This is a genomic window from Ruegeria sp. BJ3 (assembly GCF_056535665.1).
In genome coordinates this window covers 466,429-481,592 of sequence record NZ_JBQFIT010000001.1, presented here as the reverse complement: position 1 = coordinate 481,592, position 15,164 = coordinate 466,429, and the positions used below count along the sequence as shown (strand labels likewise).

Sequence of the window (15,164 nt, the reverse complement as noted above, 5' to 3'; positions counted from 1 at the left end):
GAGTCCATTTCAGCTGTCTTCGGGGTGTCTAAGGCTTCCCCTTGCAAGAGGCAAGGTATAGACACCGCGACGAAACGCCCAATTCTGGAACTTGTTGCACGGAATCGACCAAATGACCAAACGCATCGCCTTTCAGGGGGAACCCGGCGCCTACAGTCACGAAGCCTGTCGCAATGCGCGTCCGGATATGGAGGCCCTACCCTGCCGAACATTCGAGGACGTGATCGAATCGGTGCGCTCGGGCGAGGCCGATCTGGCCATGCTGCCGGTCGAGAACAGCACCTATGGACGAGTGGCCGATATCCACCGCCTGCTCCCGCACAGCGGGCTGCACATCGTGGACGAGGCCTTCGTGCGGGTTCACATCAACTTGCTGGGCGTGCCGGGCGCAAAACTCGAAGATATCACCGAAGCCCATTCGCATCTGGTGCTGTTGCCGCAATGCGCAAGCTTCCTGAAGGCCCATGGCATCCGCGGGCGGGTCAGCCCTGACAACGCCCGCGCGGCGCGTGAGGTCTCGGAAGCGGGTGAGAAACATTCGGCGGCCCTGGCCAGCGAGCTTGCTGGCGAAATCTATGGCCTTGAACTGCTGGCGCGCCACATCGAAGACAGCGACGACAACACGACCCGCTTTCTGGTGATGTCGCGCGAGGACGACCGCAGCCGCCGTGGCGAGCACGGGATGATCACCAGCTTCGTGTTCCAGGTCCGGAACATTCCGGCGGCGCTGTACAAGGCCATGGGCGGTTTTGCCACCAATGGCATCAACATGACCAAGCTGGAAAGCTACATGGTTGATGGCTCGTTCACGGCGACTCAGTTCTACGCGGACATCGTCGGCCACCCGGAAGACCGCAACGTGCAACTCGCGATGGATGAACTGCAGCATTTCACCACGAATGTGGAAGTGCTGGGCGTGTACCCCGCTGCTCGACCACGCGGTTAGTCTGCTCCCACGCGCAAGCCGCTTGGGACTGCTGGAGGCCGGTCAAATGCCGGCTCTCAAGCCCCGTGCAGATAGCGTTCTTCCATTTCGCGCGCAAAATCGCTCAGTCGCATCTGGAACTGGCGTCGGAATCTGGCCTTGCCCAGCTTCAACGACTGCAGAAGCAGACGCGCAGGCAAGGTCTTGGCCGCCAGTGACATCTCGATGCTCAGCCGCGTCTGCTTCTGCGACAGCGACAGAAGATCAATCGTGGTCAGGCCGTTCATCCCCTTGCTTGTCGATCGAAACCGCATGGCTGTGGGGCGATCGAACTCGGCCACCTCGATCGCGACGTGGCGTGGCTTGCCACGGATCATGATATCGGCTTCCCAGCACGACCCGACCCAGTGGCCCGGCATTTCGACAGTGCGTCGAACCTCGACACCGCGGCGCATCGCCATGCGCTCGAACCGTTCGAAGTCCGCGACCATGTCGAACACCGCATCGATCGGCGCCTGGATATCTTCGCGTGCTGAAACCTGCATGTCGGCCTTTTCTGCTCAGTCAGGGTGTCAGTGTTTCGTCAGTCCAGCGTATCTGCAAGCCAGTTACGCAAAAGAAAATGCGCGATTGCCCCCTTTCGCGCCGGCAGAAGCTTGGGGTGCTCGCCTGCAAAAGCCTGCATCATCTCGGACTTGGTGACCCACATCGCGTCCTCGATCTCGACCGGGTCGATCGTGATCTCGCGGGACAGCGCCTGCGCTGCACACCCGAACATCAGCGACGACGGAAATGGCCAGGGTTGACTTGCCAGATAGCTGACGTGTCCGACCGGAACGCCGGCCTCCTCCATGACCTCACGCCGCACGGCGGCTTCGAGGGTCTCGCCCGGCTCGACGAAACCGGCCAACAGTGAATACATGCCGTCGGGCCACCCCGGAGATCTGCCCATCAGGACGGAATCGCCATACGTGACCAACATGATCACCACCGGATCGGTCCGTGGAAAGTGCTGACCGCCACAGGTCGGGCACAGTCGTTGCCACCCCGCCTGTGAAATGTTGGTCGGGTTGCCGCAGCGCGCGCAGAACCTGTGCGTCTCGTGCCAGCCGATCACGGCTTTGGCGGTGGCTGCCAATTCGGCGTCCCGGGCCGACAGCCGGGTCATGATCCGACGAAGCTCGGCGAACACGTGGCCCACGGGCAGCCCCGGATGCTGCTGTTCGGTTCGGTCCACGAACGCTCCAACGCCCGACAGGTCCAACCCGTCGGCAGACCAATTCGAAATGTCCATTGCAAACAGCGGCGCACCCGCATCACTGCGCCCCAGCAAGATCGGTTGGTCAATCGCCCCGCCGGGTCCGTTCGCAACCAGATCGTGGTCTATCGGAACCAAGGCCAACTGGTCCAGCGCTTCGCCCATGACCAACGGTTTGCCCCGCCACATAAGGATGCACCGCGCCGTAGTATCGGACCGTGCTGCCTCCAAGGCTCTGGCATCGGTACGGATCTGCGCCGCCCGGTCCAGTCCAGAGCCGCCAAATGTCACGCTTTCCGCCCGTTTCATGCCTGTCCCTTTGGAATTTGCACAAGGGCTGCCACGACTTGGGCACTGGCGCAATGGGAATCCACACTCGCAAAAAGCATCGTTGTCGCAAAGGACGCATGGAAGCCCGGACGATTGCCTGTATTCTACCTTTCAGTGAAAACGTATGCACAACAGCACTTAAAAGAAGAAAATTGGCTCTGAAATCCTCCCTGCTTCAGGCACATCCCCACTTGAAAACCGCGCACATCCGGATTCTTGCAACGACCGATCTGCACATGAATCTGACCAGTTTCGACTACTATGCGGACCGGCCGGAACCAAGTGTGGGCTTCACCCGAACCGCCAGTTTGATCCGCTCTGCACGTCAAGAGGCGGAAGACGCAAATGCAACTGTCCTGCTGTTCGACAACGGCGATTCCCTTCAGGGGACACTTCTGGGTGATTGGGCGGCCGAACAGACCGACACGACCCACCCTTTGATGTCCGCCTTTGGGCGCTTGGGCTACGACGCAATTGCGCTGGGGAACCACGATTTCGGCTTTGGTCTGCCAGCTCTGGGCCGGATCGTTTCTCGGGCACCTTGCCCGGTTTTGTGCAGCAACATGCAGTGTCTGACCGGGGTAGCGCCCTGGCAGAAACAGGCCATCCTGACCCGTCATGTCCACATCAACGGCCAAAGCACTCCTGTCCGAATTGGCGTGTTCTCGATCCTGCCACCGCAGACGGTGAAGTGGGAAGCACCACAATTGGAAGGCCAGGTTGCAGCCGAGGATGCCGTCGCCACGGCGCGCCGGATGGCCGAGAATTTGCGTCGTCAGGGCTGCGACCTGATTGTGGCTCTTGCACATTCTGGTCTAGGCGAGCCCGACGTCGCGCCGATGTCGGAAAATGTGGTCGCACAGCTTTCTGCTCTGGGCGGTATTGATGCAATCGTGGCCGGACACACGCACCTGACACTGCCCGACCCAAGCGATGGTAACCCGCAGCAGGCCAGACCCGTGGTCATGCCCGGATCAGCGGGGTCGCATTTGGGGGTGATCGACCTCACGCTTGCTATGAACGCCGCGGGAGAAGCGAGAATTGCTGGTCGCAGCGCGCATCTGCGCGCGATCTGCCCGGGCGGGGCTGAAGCCGGAGATTGGGTCGTTCCTGAAGACCCTGAGATGGTCGAACTTTTTGCCGCAGCCCACAAAGTGACCCGCAAAGCCGCTGCCCAGCCGGTGGGCCGGATCAATCGTCCTTTGCATAGCTATTTCACCTTCTGCGGGGTGGATCAGGGGCTGAACTTGGTCGCCGCAGCCCAGGCGGCAGCCCTGCGACCGGTTCTGGCCGGGACGGCCTTTGAGACTCTGCCAGTTCTGTCCGCAGCCGCACCTTCGAAATTCGGAGGCCGGGCCGGCCCAAGACACTACACCGAAGTCCCGGCTGGCGATGTCACCGTACGGCATGTCTCGGACTTGCATGTGTTCCCGAACCAATTGGCCGCCATGCTGCTGGATGGCCGCCAGATCGCCGATTGGCTGGAGATGTCGGCTGCCCAATTCTCGCAACTTGGCGATAGCGACGAGCAGGTTCTGATCAACCCCGAGGGCACCGGGCACAATTTCGACGTGCTGCATGGGGTGACCTACAGGTTCGATCTGACGCAGCCCGCGCGATATGATTTGGGCGGCCAGTCGATCGACACGTCCCATTCCCGCCTGCGCGATCTTGCCTATCAGGGTCGCCCCGTCGATCCGGATGAACAATTCGTCGTTGCATCAAACAGCTACCGAGCCAATGGCGGCGGCAACTTTCCCGTCCCAGACCCGGCCCGGCTGATCCCGGTGCCGCCGCTGAGCCTCCAGGGAATCTTGCGCGACTACCTGGCGGGACGATTGGGTCCGGATCCGGTGGAAAACACCGCCCAAAGCTTTTCCTTTGTTCCGCAGGCGGGCCGGTCCGTGATTCTGAAGACCGGGCCACGCGCTGCAAACTACCTGCGCGAGCTCGACCACTTTGCAGCCACCACCGACGGGCAGGACGCGCGCGGGTTTCTTAGGGTACGCCTGTCTTTGTGACGGGTTGCCAAGCGGGTGCGTGATGCCTATATCGTCGGTCGAGAGGTTGGCGCGGGCAAGCGCCTCGCCAACCTGGTCAGGTCCGGAAGGAAGCAGCCACAACGAGCCCCGCTTGGGTCGATGTCCAACCTCTCACTTGACGCCGCGCCACGTATTCGGCCCGGTCAATCCAACCTCTGTATTTCGTCGTTGTTCCTGAAAACCGCGCTTGCGGGCGGGTCAGGCGATCAATCGCGGCCAAACGGCACTGCTGCGCCGGGCGAAGGCGCCGATATGACCGATTTCGGACAGTCCGAAATCCCTCGGCTCCAACAAATGCCGACGGGCGGTCGGACCATAGAGTTCAGCCAGCCGCCAGACGGCGGGCGGTGGCACAGTCTGGTCATCCTCGAACGCAATGATATCCGCCGTGGCGTTCGCCCGACTCCAATCCGCTTGGGGAAGCGTGTCTCCCAATTCGGGCAGATAGCTGGTGGGCGATGTACACCACTTGCGCCATTGCCAATAGACGCCCGCCGGCAAATCGGCTCCGAATCCCAGAAGTTTCCCCGGCAGGTACCCCAGAAGACGCACCAGAGGTGGCACGTGGCCATACCAGAACAAAGTCGCCAAGCCCTTGTAGGGCCACGGGTGATCGGCCACCGTCACCAAACCTGCGCACACACAGATCATCCGGTCGATCTGTTCGATTTCCGGTTGCAGCGGACCCAGCATTCCACCGACCGAATGCCCGATCACCCACAGTTTTGCCTGCGGGTATCGACGGCGCATCTCGGCACGCGCTGCGGGCATGTCGATCAGCGCCCAGTCCGCCATCGTGGCCTTCGAGTCTTTCAGCCGCCCGGTCAGCGAATGCTCAAAATCCCGGTAATCATATGTCAGGCAAGCCATACCGCGCTCGGCGGCCAGCCAGCGAGCAAAGTGCTGATAGTAGTCACGTGGCACTCCTGTTGCGCCGTTCAGCACAACAACGGTTTGCGGCTCGACCGCCGGAGTGTAAAGCCGCGCCGCCAGCTGGGTCTGGCCCGACGGAAACTTAAAGTCTTCCACGTCAACCGCGTGCTGCGAATCCAACATCTTTGCCTCCAAACACTCTGGACCGATCGGTCTAATACTTTGTGTCTGGACCAATTGGTCTAGGCCTGTCAATATTTGGCCTGCATGACCCAACGTCCACCAAACACCAAAGATCGCCTGATCGTGACTGCCGCCCGACTGTTCCAGCGCTCGGGCTATAACGGTGTCGGTCTGGCGGAATTGCTGGCCGAAGCGCAAGCCCCCAAGGGTTCGCTTTATCACCATTTTCCAAAGGGCAAGCCGGATCTGGCCCTGGCGGCGGCCAGTTGGGCCTCGGACGGGATGTTGAGCATGATTGCTGCGGCATTCGACGACGCCGCGGATTTTCGCGACGGGGTCACCACCCTGTGCCACAAGATCGCGAAGCTGTTCGACACCTCGGCCCAATGGGAGACCTGCCCGATCGCCGCCACCCTGTTCGAAAGCCCCGACAACCGCGCGTTTCGGGAACATGCCGACCGTCTGTATGAAAGCTGGATCATCGAAGTTCGAAACCACGCCGCGCGGTTCGGAGTTTCCGACCCTGAAAATGCTGCGGACACCCTGTTCATCGTGATGCAAGGCGGCTGGCAATTGGCCCGTGCCCGCGGGGATTCGAATGTGCTGCGCAGACTGCCTGATCTGTTCCCTTGGGACTCACTCCGGCAACCGGGCTGAAACCGTCTTGACTCGATCCCGGATACACCGCTAGCGATGAGGGGATGGTTCCCGTGCCGTTTCGGTCCGGGATGAAAAGGGAACACGGTGCGGTCCAACCCGGAACTCCGGAGCGGACCAAGGCCGCGACTGCCCCCGCAACTGTAGGCGGAGAGCGATGCCTAAATACCACTGACCGCAAGGTTGGGAAGGTCGGCAAAGCAAAGACCCGCAAGTCAGGAGACCTGCCATCAAACGTGAAACCGAAACTCGGACGGGGTGTCCGGGCAGGGTCTGGCCTTGAAACCGGCGTCTGTCCAAATCCACCTCGCCCAGCGCGCGGAGGGCGCAACATGATTTGGAAGACCGATACCCATGAATTCGCGGCAACCATCTGCCAGCGCACCGGAAAGACCTGCCCGGCATTGGCGCGCATGGCACGGGCCATCGCGCAGGCAATGGCGACGGCGCAGGCCGCTACATCCCCCGACTTCCAAGTGGAAGGCAGTAGCGAACTGGCCCATTGCGAACATGGCTGCACGGCGCGGTTCGATGCACGTCCCGAACGGATCCGCGTGTATTGCGGAGCGGCCGCCGACACCCCGTCCGACTGCCTTGATACCTACGCCGACATGCTGTTTGACGACCAGAGCGACGCCCTGCCTGCGCAGGTCATCAGTGATCGACCCTGTGCGATGCTGCAGGCCACGGCGATCATGCCCGTGGTCAGGGCCGAGCGCGAGTTCCGCGCAACCGCCTGAATGTCAGGTCGCCAGTGCCTCGCGCGCTGGGGCGACGGCCCAGTCCATCTGAGCATCAGTCTCAACCGCGCAGGGGCGTACGGCCCGCAGGCGTTTCAGGGCCTGTTCCGGCTGCTCGCCGCTCTCGATCATCAAGCGCAGAACAACCATGCCAGACCGCCCACAACCGCCCCGGCAGTGGACCAGTACCCGCCCACCGCCCGACAGCGCATGGCGGGCGGCGGCGCTGACTTCGGGCCATCGGTCGGATATCTCGGTCGACGGCGCCGAGAAGTCGGCGACCGGAAGATGCGCCCACCGACAGGCGCGCCGATGAATGTCACAGCCCAATTCGCCCGCACCCACAGAAACCAGTTCGGCAAGGGTTGTCATCGAAATCACCAGCCCCGGCGCCCAGGCTGAAATCAGGTCCAGGTCTCCCTCATAGTCGCCGCCACCGCCGGGAACCGAGGTCAGGGCCAGCGTACCGCCGCCCACCTGCAATGCATGAACCACAAGATTTGTCATCAGACGTTCCCCCCGAAACTGGCTGATTGAACTTGATCCGCGCAGTATGCCTCACACCGCGCGCTCGCCAAAGCGAAAAACCTGCACCGGTGCTGTGGACGCGGGGCACCTGGAACTCTACCCTGCATCGTCAGTACGAATCCGTCAGAGCAGACATGACCACACAGTCCAGCCCCGCCTATCAGGTTCTCGCCCGAAAATACCGCCCGGAAACCTTTGCCGACCTGGTCGGTCAGGATGCCATGGTGCGTACGCTGAAAAACGCGTTCGAGGCGGACCGCATCGCGCAGGCCTTCATCATGACCGGCATCCGCGGCACCGGCAAGACGACCACGGCCCGGATCATCGCCAAGGGCATGAACTGCATCGGACCCGACGGCAATGGCGGCCCAACGACCGAACCCTGCGGCCAGTGCGAGCATTGCGTGGCCATCATGGAAGGTCGCCATGTGGACGTGCTGGAAATGGACGCCGCCAGCCGCACCGGCGTGAACGACATCCGAGAGATCATCGACAGCGTGCGCTATCGCGCCGCCAGCGCACGGTACAAGATCTACATCATCGACGAAGTCCACATGCTGTCGACCAGCGCCTTCAACGCGCTGTTGAAAACGCTGGAGGAACCGCCCGAGCATGTGAAATTCATCTTCGCCACGACCGAAATCCGCAAGGTTCCGGTCACCGTGCTGTCGCGCTGCCAACGGTTCGACCTGCGCCGGATCGAGCCCGAGGTGATGATCGGCCTGCTGCGCAAGATCGCCACCGCCGAGGGCGCGGAAATCTCGGATGACGCGCTGGCCCTGATCACCCGCGCCGCCGAAGGCTCGGCCCGGGATGCGACCTCGCTGCTGGATCAGGCGATCAGCCATGGTGCCGGAGAAACCACTGCCGATCAGGTGCGCGCGATGCTGGGACTGGCCGACCGGGGCCGCGTGCTGGACCTGATGGACATGATCCTGCGCGGCGATGCGGCCGGGGCCCTGACCGAACTGGGCGCGCAATATGCCGAGGGCGCCGACCCGCTGGCGGTGCTGCGCGATCTGGCCGAAATCACGCATTGGGTCTCGGTGGTGAAGATCACCCCCGACGCGGCCGAAGACCCCACCGTCTCGCCCGATGAGCGCACCCGCGGCCAGCAGATGGCCGAGGCGTTGCCGATGCGGGTGCTGACCCGGATGTGGCAGATGCTGCTGAAGGCGCTCGAGGAAGTCTCGGCCGCCCCCAACGCGATGATGGCCGCGGAAATGGCGGTGATCCGCCTGACCCATGTGGCCGACCTGCCTAGCCCGGAAGAGTTGATCAAGCGCCTTCAGGACAGCCCTCCGCCGCCCGCCGGCGGGCCGGGGGGCGGCGTTCCGGTCGCCGGAAACAGCGCCCCGCCCGTGACTGCGACGGCCTCGGCCCATGCGCCGGCCCCGCGCGGTGCGGGCGGCGCGCCCACGGCGGCGTTGGCCCAAGACGTGCAGACCGCGCTGGCGCGTTATCCAACGTTTGAGCATGTGGTCGAGCTGATCCGCTCCAACCGTGACGTGAAGCTGCTGGTCGAGGTCGAGAACGGCGTCCGCCTCGTCTCGTACCAGCCGGGCCGGATCGAGTTCACGCCCACCGAAAAGGCGCCCACCGACCTGGCCGCGCGGCTCGGGTCCGCGCTGCAGCGCTGGACCGGCAATCGCTGGGCGGTCTCGATCGTCTCGGACGGGGACGCGCCCACCATCGCCGAACTGCGCGACGCGGCCGAGCTGGCGCTGAAGGCCAAGGCCGAAGAACACCCTTTGGTTCAGGCGGTTCTGACACAGTTCCCCATGGCCCGCATCACCCGGATTGAAACACCCGAGGACCGTGCGGCCAAGGTCGAAACCGAAGCCCTGCCGGAGGTCGAAGACGAATGGGACCCGTTCGAGGAAGACTGATCATCCGCGCAGAAGGCGCGCTGCCCTTGTGAAGGACGCAGACGGCCCGTATTTAGGCCGCAAATCGAATGACAGGAGACATACAGATGCTCAAAGGACTCGGCGGTCTGGGCGACATGGCCAAGATGATGAAATCCGCGCAGGAACTGCAGACTAAGATGGCGCAGATGCAGGAAGAGCTGAACACCATCATGGTCGTCGGCGAATCCGGCGCGGGCCTGGTCAAGGCCGCGGCCTCGGCCAAGGGCGAACTGAAAGGTCTGGACATCGACCCCTCGATTTTCAACAGCGACGACAAGGAAGTGGTCGAGGACCTGATCCTGGCCGCAATCAAGGACGCGCAGACCAAAGCCGCCGAGCGGTCGCAGGAAGAAATGGCCAAGCTGACCGAAAGCATGGGCCTGCCGGCGGACATCAAGCTGCCGTTCTGATCTTCGCCCCTCAAACCCCCGCCGCCAAAGCCACGCAGGACAGGCCATGAGTTCGAACAGTGACATCGACGCCCTGATCGATCTGATGGCCAAGCTGCCGGGGCTGGGACCGCGCTCGGCCCGGCGGGCGGTGCTGCACCTGATCCGCAAACGCGCCCTGCTGCTGACGCCGTTGTCGGACGCCATGCAGCAGGTCGCCGCCACCGCACGCGAATGCCTGAACTGCGGCAACGTGGGCACCACCGACATCTGCGACATCTGCAATTCCGAAGACCGCGCCACCGGAGAGCTGTGCGTGGTCGAAGACGTGGCCGACCTGTGGGCGATGGAACGCGCGGGCGTGTTCAAAGGCCGCTACCATGTGCTGGGCGGAACGCTCTCGGCGCTGGACGGCGTCGGCCCGGAAGACCTGCGCATCCCCCGCCTACGCGACCGCGTCACCGCCGAAAACATCACGGAAGTAATCCTGGCCCTGAACGCGACCGTCGACGGGCAGACCACGGCCCATTACATCGCAGATCAGTTGGAAGGACAGGTCCGCCTGACCTCGCTGGCGCAGGGCGTGCCGATCGGGGGCGAGTTGGACTATCTGGATGACGGGACCATCACCGCAGCGCTGCGGGCGCGGAAAGAACTGTAGCCGCCGCGTGCTGCCTGCAAGCAGCACGCTCTCGCCCCTCCTCGATTGCAAGGTACCACTTTACCCATCGGTCAGGTGTAGGCACCCGACGAGTAGGTCAATTCATAGGAATGGCTGTAGATCTCGAAGACTATCCCAAACGGATCCTCGACATAGACCATGCGGTAGGGTTTCTCGCCGGGGTAGTAGTATCGGATAGGCATGCGTTGTTTCCCGCCGGCCGCCACGATTTTTTCCACCAAGCCTTCGACATCAGGATCCTGGACGCAGAAATGGAACGTCCCGTTCCTGCGAAAGTCGATGTTGTTTTCCGGCGCGTAGTTTCCATCAAACTCAAAAAGCTCGATCCCGATACGATCGGCGGTCGCCAGATGCGCGATACGCAGTTTTTTCCAATTCGGGCCAAACACGTCCGTGCACATCACGCCGATGTCCGTGTCATCCTCGACCACGTCGGTTGGCGGCATGATCACGTAAAATCCCAAAACCTCGGAATAGAATTTCACGGCTTCGTCCACGTTCGGGACGGACAACCCGATGTGAGAGAATGTTCTTGGATGTTGAGGCATGGCTTGCTCCTTGGTCTATTGGGCAAGACGTATTTTGCAACGTCCTTGTTTCAAGCGCCCGCCCCACAAGGCAAAGCCGTGTTGTTCCATGCACATAGATCATCATGCACTGCTGCCGAGGCCTAGAATGATCTTTCCGTCGACCCCCCACCGTGTACTATGCCCTAGCCTGACCCATTTGATATCGGAACCCGCCATGAAACGCCTTCTCGCCCTGACCTTCGCCGCCTTCACCGCCACTTCCGCGTGGTCACAGCAACTGGTCGACAAGGGGTTCGTCGAAGGCTGGAACATCATGATGGACCCCAATCTGGGCAACGGCTGTCTGATCCAGACGGTGTATCAGGACCTGTCCGTGGTGCGCCTGGGCTATGATGCTCTGGACAATCGGGGCTATTTCACCGTTTTCCACAAGGGGTGGGGCAACATCGAGCCCGGCAAATCCTATCCGATCCGGTTCGAGCTGGACGGCAAGAGCTTTGACGCCACAGCCATCGGGTTCAAGCAGGATCGGGTGCCCGGTGCGACCGTTTTCTTCACCGACCGGAACTTTGTTGCGGCCATCGCCCAGAACAAGACGATGACGATCTACAACCCCGCAGGCGAGCGGGTTTTGGCGATCGATCTGAAGGGCACCGCCAAGGCATTGGACTATGCGCGGGACTGCCAGAACAAGAAGCTCTAGCGAATCGGATCGAACAACGCATCAGTAGCGGTGCAGTCCCGGATCACGTCCCGCCCACAGGGCACCGGGTCCAGATCACGTGACAGACAGACGCGCACTTCTTCGATGTAACCCTGCTTGCAAGTGACGGTGATCATGTCTGGCTCGAGCCCCGGATTGGCGTCGAGGAAGGCATCCTCGACCACGCGCGCCGGCAGTTTCACGGCTTTGTCCAACTTGCGAAACACCGGCGGTCGGGTGATGCGGTCATAGGCTTGCCGGGACAACGCGTAGTAGTCCGCTGCGGACAGGCCCGAACAGGTGCCGTGTTTCTTCCACTGGTGCCAGGCCAGACCCGAACTGCCTTGAATATCTTCCATCTGTCGGGTCATCGCACGGGACGGCGGCGCCTTGGCTGTCGGGCAATAGGAGGGCCAGCCTTGGTGATATTGCGGCCACAACCCGTGCAGGATCCAGCCGTGATCGTGGCGCGCATCGCATTGGTCGGATCCGCGCGCGTCGCCTTCGCGGGCGCACCAGTTGGGCGACCAGCTCAGCGACAGGACGTAATAGTCGAACACGCCCGACTTCTCGCCATCGGCCAGCGCGGCCGTCGCGCCCAAAGTCCACACCAGCAGCCCCAATAACGCCCAGCGCATTCGCCTCTTCCCTTCTTGCATCTGCACGACTATATACGGGCCAAGTTCCCCGACAACGGAAACCTGCCCCAAGACCACGGGGCCGCCGAATTCCGGCGACGGGACAGATGTATTCAAAGGAGACGGGCTGATGGCAAAACCCCTGATGGCCAAGGCAACCGCCGTTTGGCTGGTGGACAATACCACGATCAGCTTCAAGCAGATCGCGGATTTCGTGGGCATGCACGAGTTGGAAGTGCAAGGCATCGCTGATGGCGATGTGGCGGCAGGCGTCAAGGGGTTCGACCCGATCGCCAACAACCAACTGACTCAGGAAGAGATCGACAAGGCCGAGAACGATCCGCTGCACAAGCTGAAGCTCAAGTTCAACCCGGCCGCCGCCGGCGAGGAAAAGCGCCGCGGTCCGCGCTACACGCCGCTGTCCAAGCGTCAGGACCGACCGAACTCGATCCTGTGGCTGGTCAAGTTCCACCCGGAGCTGACCGATGGCCAGATCGCCAAACTGGTTGGAACCACCAAGCCCACGATCCAGTCGATCCGCGAGCGCACCCACTGGAACATCGCCAATATGCAGCCGATCGACCCGGTCGCGCTGGGCCTGTGCAAACAATCCGAACTAGATGCCGCCGTCCAGAAAGCCGCCGCCAAGAAGGCCGCCGAAGGTGGCGTCATGAGCGATGACGAGCGCCGCAAGTTGGTCTCTACCGAACAGTCGCTGGAAATGGATGCCGCTCCCAAGATCCCCACGGCGATCGAGGGGCTGGAAACCTTCTCGCTGTCCGATGACGGCGACGAGGAAAAAGAAGACGAAGCAGTGGTGGATGCCGACAGCTTCTTCAACCTGCCCAAGGGCGGCGCCGAAGAAGACGACGAGGACGATCTGCGCAACTGACACTGTGCTGGCCCCGGTCCGATGGACCGGGGCCTTTTTGGAACTGGACCATGCTGAACATTCTATCGTCTATCTTCGGGCCGCACCGGGCGGTTTCGATTTACGCTTTCGCAAAAACCAAGGGACTGGCCATTCTGGGCGGCGTGGCCGTTATCGCCGTAGCTGCCGGTCTGCTGCTGTTCAGCGGCGATGGGAAACACGAACACGAAGCGTATATGACCGTTCCTGTACTGTCGGCTACGCCAATCAATGGTGATCTCAAGAACGGGGTCATCGCGTCGGTTCGATTGCCGGACGGATCGGCAACTTCAATCACCGCGACCGAGGCGCCGATCGCGCGCAGTGTCGGAACCACGGCCTGTGTGGAAAAACGGGTTTTCGTGGACAGCGGCGAACCGCGCTATCGGTTCAAATTGCCAAGCAACTGCGGCGCAAGCTGATTTGCAAAACCGCCCGGAGAATACTCCGGGCGGTTTTCTTCTTACAAAAGCTGGAACAGGATCCCGGCTGCAATAGCTCCGCTGATCCCAAGCCCGATATAGGCTGCGAACACACGGGGTTTGACCAGAGACCAGACAGCCGCCATGGCCGGAATGGAACTGACGGCCCCGGCGATCATGAAGGACATCGCCGCGCCCGCGCTCATCCCCTGCTCCATCAGGCCGGCCAGAAGCGGCGGCGCGACATACGAGTTCAGGTAGGCCGGCATCCCGACAAAGGCGGCGATCACGATCGGCAAGGCACCGTCGCCACCAACCAGCCGCGCGATCAGATCAGCCGGAACATAGCTGACCAGCAGCGCCTCGAGCACATAGGCCAGGGCGAGCCACTTCAGCAGGAACAGGCCGTTCTGCACGAATTCCCGACGGAACCGGACGCGGCGTTCGGGCTCTTGCCAAAAGCGCCAAAGCAGCGTGTCTTTCTTCGGGCCGCAGCCACAGCATCCGGCCGGTTCATAGTGGCGCAGAGGTTGGGCAAAGGCACCCTGACGCATAAGAAAACGCACCGCGAACCCGCCGAACAATCCCAGTGCCACGGCGGCAACCGCTTTGCCGATCGCAAACGGCCAGCCCAAAGCGCCCGCCGTGATCAACAGCGTGGGCGGGTCAATCAACGGCGAGCTCAGCCAGAAGGCCATGACCGCCGACAAGGGCGCACCCAATGCAAGCAGGCCTGCGATGAACGGGATCACCTCGCAAGAGCAGAACGGAGCCAACCCGCCAAACAATGCGGCCAGCAGGATCATCCGGGTTTCACGGCCCTCGAAGGCTCGGGCAACCATAGTCTCGGCCCCGCTGGCCTTGAGGTAGGACAGCAACAGCACTGCAAACAGTATGTACTGACCGGTGTGCACCAGAGCCTTGGCTGCAAAAGTCGTGACGTTCACCCAATTGCCCGGGTCCAGAATGGCCACAAGCACAAGGATCGCCGCGATCAGGGCCCAGGGTGTCTTCAGCAGACCGGACAGGGTTTGACCAACGGCCTTCGGGGATTGGGTCAATTCAGCCATCGTTGGCAACCTTTCTGGATTCATCCGCGCAGCATTCGCTGAGGATGAACTGCGCCAGTGATCTCAATTCATCGAAACATGCTCGGTTGATTGTGGTCCGCCCGGATTTCTCCTGCTCGACCACGCCGCCTGCCGCCAGGAATCGCAGGTGATGAGCCAGGGTGGACGGTGCCATCCCAGTCCGACTTTGGATCTCTCCGACCGTCAGACCAGCCTGTCCGGCCCGCACAAGGGTCTTGAGCACCTGCAATCGCGCCTCGGACCCCATCGCCGAAAACCCTGCAGCAGCTTTTTCCCACATTTGGTTATCTCTATTAAACTAGATTTATAGTTTTTTAGTGATGAGCAAAGCCCGAGTCAACCGTATGGATAAA

18 protein-coding genes, 1 other RNA gene and 1 riboswitch are annotated in these 15,164 nt (G+C 61.9%); of the genes, 11 read left to right on the top strand and 8 right to left on the bottom strand.

Annotated elements, in window-relative coordinates:
* The first annotated feature begins 112 nt into the window (after nucleotides 1–112).
* A complete protein-coding gene (locus tag ACR3EL_RS02430; RefSeq protein WP_093964319.1) occupies nucleotides 113–946 on the top strand; it encodes a prephenate dehydratase in 834 nt (277 codons plus the stop codon).
* 56 nt (nucleotides 947–1,002) lie between these two features.
* On the opposite strand, the gene ACR3EL_RS02425 is transcribed toward ACR3EL_RS02430, so the two are convergent.
* Nucleotides 1,003–1,470, bottom strand: coding sequence for an SRPBCC family protein (locus ACR3EL_RS02425; RefSeq protein WP_170360904.1), 468 nt, complete (start codon nucleotides 1,468–1,470; stop codon nucleotides 1,003–1,005).
* 38 nt (nucleotides 1,471–1,508) lie between these two features.
* Nucleotides 1,509–2,492 carry an NAD(+) diphosphatase gene (nudC, locus tag ACR3EL_RS02420; RefSeq protein WP_170459975.1) on the bottom strand — a complete coding sequence of 328 codons (984 nt, stop codon included), beginning with the start codon at nucleotides 2,490–2,492 and terminating at the stop codon, nucleotides 1,509–1,511.
* A 173-nt stretch (nucleotides 2,493–2,665) separates the two neighbouring features.
* Between nudC and ACR3EL_RS02415 the strand changes: the two genes are divergently transcribed.
* The gene (locus ACR3EL_RS02415) at nucleotides 2,666–4,534 is read left to right on the top strand and encodes a 5'-nucleotidase C-terminal domain-containing protein (protein WP_480720300.1); all 1,869 of its coding nucleotides are present in this window, start codon (nucleotides 2,666–2,668) and stop codon (nucleotides 4,532–4,534) included.
* Between the two features lie 39 nt (nucleotides 4,535–4,573).
* An RNA gene (gene ffs, locus ACR3EL_RS02410) (signal recognition particle sRNA small type) lies at nucleotides 4,574–4,672 on the top strand.
* Nucleotides 4,673–4,753: 81 nt separating this feature from the next.
* Here the strand turns inward: ffs and ACR3EL_RS02405 are convergent.
* Complete coding sequence (locus ACR3EL_RS02405) at nucleotides 4,754–5,611, bottom strand: alpha/beta hydrolase family protein (RefSeq protein WP_170341395.1); 858 nt, start codon at nucleotides 5,609–5,611, stop codon at nucleotides 4,754–4,756.
* Nucleotides 5,612–5,734: 123 nt separating this feature from the next.
* Here ACR3EL_RS02405 and ACR3EL_RS02400 point away from each other — a divergent pair, with 123 nt between their 5' ends.
* Together ACR3EL_RS02400 and ACR3EL_RS02395 are read left to right on the top strand one after the other, a co-directional pair.
* Complete coding sequence (locus ACR3EL_RS02400) at nucleotides 5,735–6,268, top strand: TetR/AcrR family transcriptional regulator (protein WP_480720297.1); 534 nt, start codon at nucleotides 5,735–5,737, stop codon at nucleotides 6,266–6,268.
* 28 nt (nucleotides 6,269–6,296) lie between these two features.
* A riboswitch (cobalamin riboswitch) is annotated at nucleotides 6,297–6,514 on the top strand.
* Nucleotides 6,515–6,600: 86 nt separating this feature from the next.
* Nucleotides 6,601–7,008: a hypothetical protein gene (locus ACR3EL_RS02395; RefSeq protein WP_170341391.1), complete on the top strand. Its 408-nt coding sequence runs from the start codon at nucleotides 6,601–6,603 to the stop codon at nucleotides 7,006–7,008.
* Between the two features lie 3 nt (nucleotides 7,009–7,011).
* On the opposite strand, the gene ACR3EL_RS02390 is transcribed toward ACR3EL_RS02395, so the two are convergent.
* Complete coding sequence (locus ACR3EL_RS02390) at nucleotides 7,012–7,515, bottom strand: protein-tyrosine phosphatase family protein (protein ID WP_480720293.1); 504 nt, start codon at nucleotides 7,513–7,515, stop codon at nucleotides 7,012–7,014.
* Nucleotides 7,516–7,670: 155 nt separating this feature from the next.
* Here ACR3EL_RS02390 and ACR3EL_RS02385 point away from each other — a divergent pair, with 155 nt between their 5' ends.
* The 3 genes from ACR3EL_RS02385 to recR all read left to right on the top strand — a co-directional run bounded on the left by ACR3EL_RS02385 (nucleotide 7,671) and on the right by recR (nucleotide 10,496).
* Nucleotides 7,671–9,425: a DNA polymerase III subunit gamma/tau gene (locus ACR3EL_RS02385; RefSeq protein WP_480720291.1), complete on the top strand. Its 1,755-nt coding sequence runs from the start codon at nucleotides 7,671–7,673 to the stop codon at nucleotides 9,423–9,425.
* 86 nt (nucleotides 9,426–9,511) lie between these two features.
* Entirely contained in the window at nucleotides 9,512–9,856 is a 345-nt protein-coding gene (locus ACR3EL_RS02380; protein ID WP_170341387.1) for a YbaB/EbfC family nucleoid-associated protein, read from the top strand.
* A 46-nt stretch (nucleotides 9,857–9,902) separates the two neighbouring features.
* A complete protein-coding gene (gene recR, locus ACR3EL_RS02375; RefSeq protein WP_170341385.1) occupies nucleotides 9,903–10,496 on the top strand; it encodes a recombination mediator RecR in 594 nt (197 codons plus the stop codon).
* 71 nt (nucleotides 10,497–10,567) lie between these two features.
* On the opposite strand, the gene ACR3EL_RS02370 is transcribed toward recR, so the two are convergent.
* Entirely contained in the window at nucleotides 10,568–11,065 is a 498-nt protein-coding gene (locus tag ACR3EL_RS02370; protein WP_093964418.1) for a lactoylglutathione lyase family protein, read from the bottom strand.
* 196 nt (nucleotides 11,066–11,261) lie between these two features.
* Here ACR3EL_RS02370 and ACR3EL_RS02365 point away from each other — a divergent pair, with 196 nt between their 5' ends.
* On the top strand, nucleotides 11,262–11,750 hold the full coding sequence (locus tag ACR3EL_RS02365) for a hypothetical protein (RefSeq protein ID WP_170341383.1): 489 nt from the start codon (nucleotides 11,262–11,264) through the stop codon (nucleotides 11,748–11,750).
* On the opposite strand, the gene ACR3EL_RS02360 is transcribed toward ACR3EL_RS02365, so the two are convergent.
* On the bottom strand, nucleotides 11,747–12,388 hold the full coding sequence (locus ACR3EL_RS02360) for a ribonuclease T2 family protein (RefSeq protein WP_480720287.1): 642 nt from the start codon (nucleotides 12,386–12,388) through the stop codon (nucleotides 11,747–11,749). The two genes, ACR3EL_RS02365 and ACR3EL_RS02360, sit on opposite strands and share 4 nt — an antisense overlap.
* A 130-nt stretch (nucleotides 12,389–12,518) precedes the next feature.
* Between ACR3EL_RS02360 and ACR3EL_RS02355 the strand changes: the two genes are divergently transcribed.
* Both ACR3EL_RS02355 and ACR3EL_RS02350 read left to right on the top strand, forming a co-directional pair.
* The gene (locus ACR3EL_RS02355; RefSeq protein WP_170341379.1) at nucleotides 12,519–13,280 is read left to right on the top strand and encodes a DUF1013 domain-containing protein; all 762 of its coding nucleotides are present in this window, start codon (nucleotides 12,519–12,521) and stop codon (nucleotides 13,278–13,280) included.
* Nucleotides 13,281–13,330: 50 nt separating this feature from the next.
* Nucleotides 13,331–13,720 carry a hypothetical protein gene (locus ACR3EL_RS02350; RefSeq protein ID WP_170341377.1) on the top strand — a complete coding sequence of 130 codons (390 nt, stop codon included), beginning with the start codon at nucleotides 13,331–13,333 and terminating at the stop codon, nucleotides 13,718–13,720.
* 41 nt (nucleotides 13,721–13,761) lie between these two features.
* Here the strand turns inward: ACR3EL_RS02350 and ACR3EL_RS02345 are convergent, their stop codons facing one another.
* Nucleotides 13,762–14,790: a permease gene (locus ACR3EL_RS02345; protein ID WP_170341375.1), complete on the bottom strand. Its 1,029-nt coding sequence runs from the start codon at nucleotides 14,788–14,790 to the stop codon at nucleotides 13,762–13,764.
* Entirely contained in the window at nucleotides 14,783–15,091 is a 309-nt protein-coding gene (locus ACR3EL_RS02340; RefSeq protein WP_093964304.1) for an ArsR/SmtB family transcription factor, read from the bottom strand. Before ACR3EL_RS02340 ends, ACR3EL_RS02345 begins: the two co-directional genes overlap by 8 nt.
* Nucleotides 15,092–15,164 lie beyond the last annotated feature (73 nt).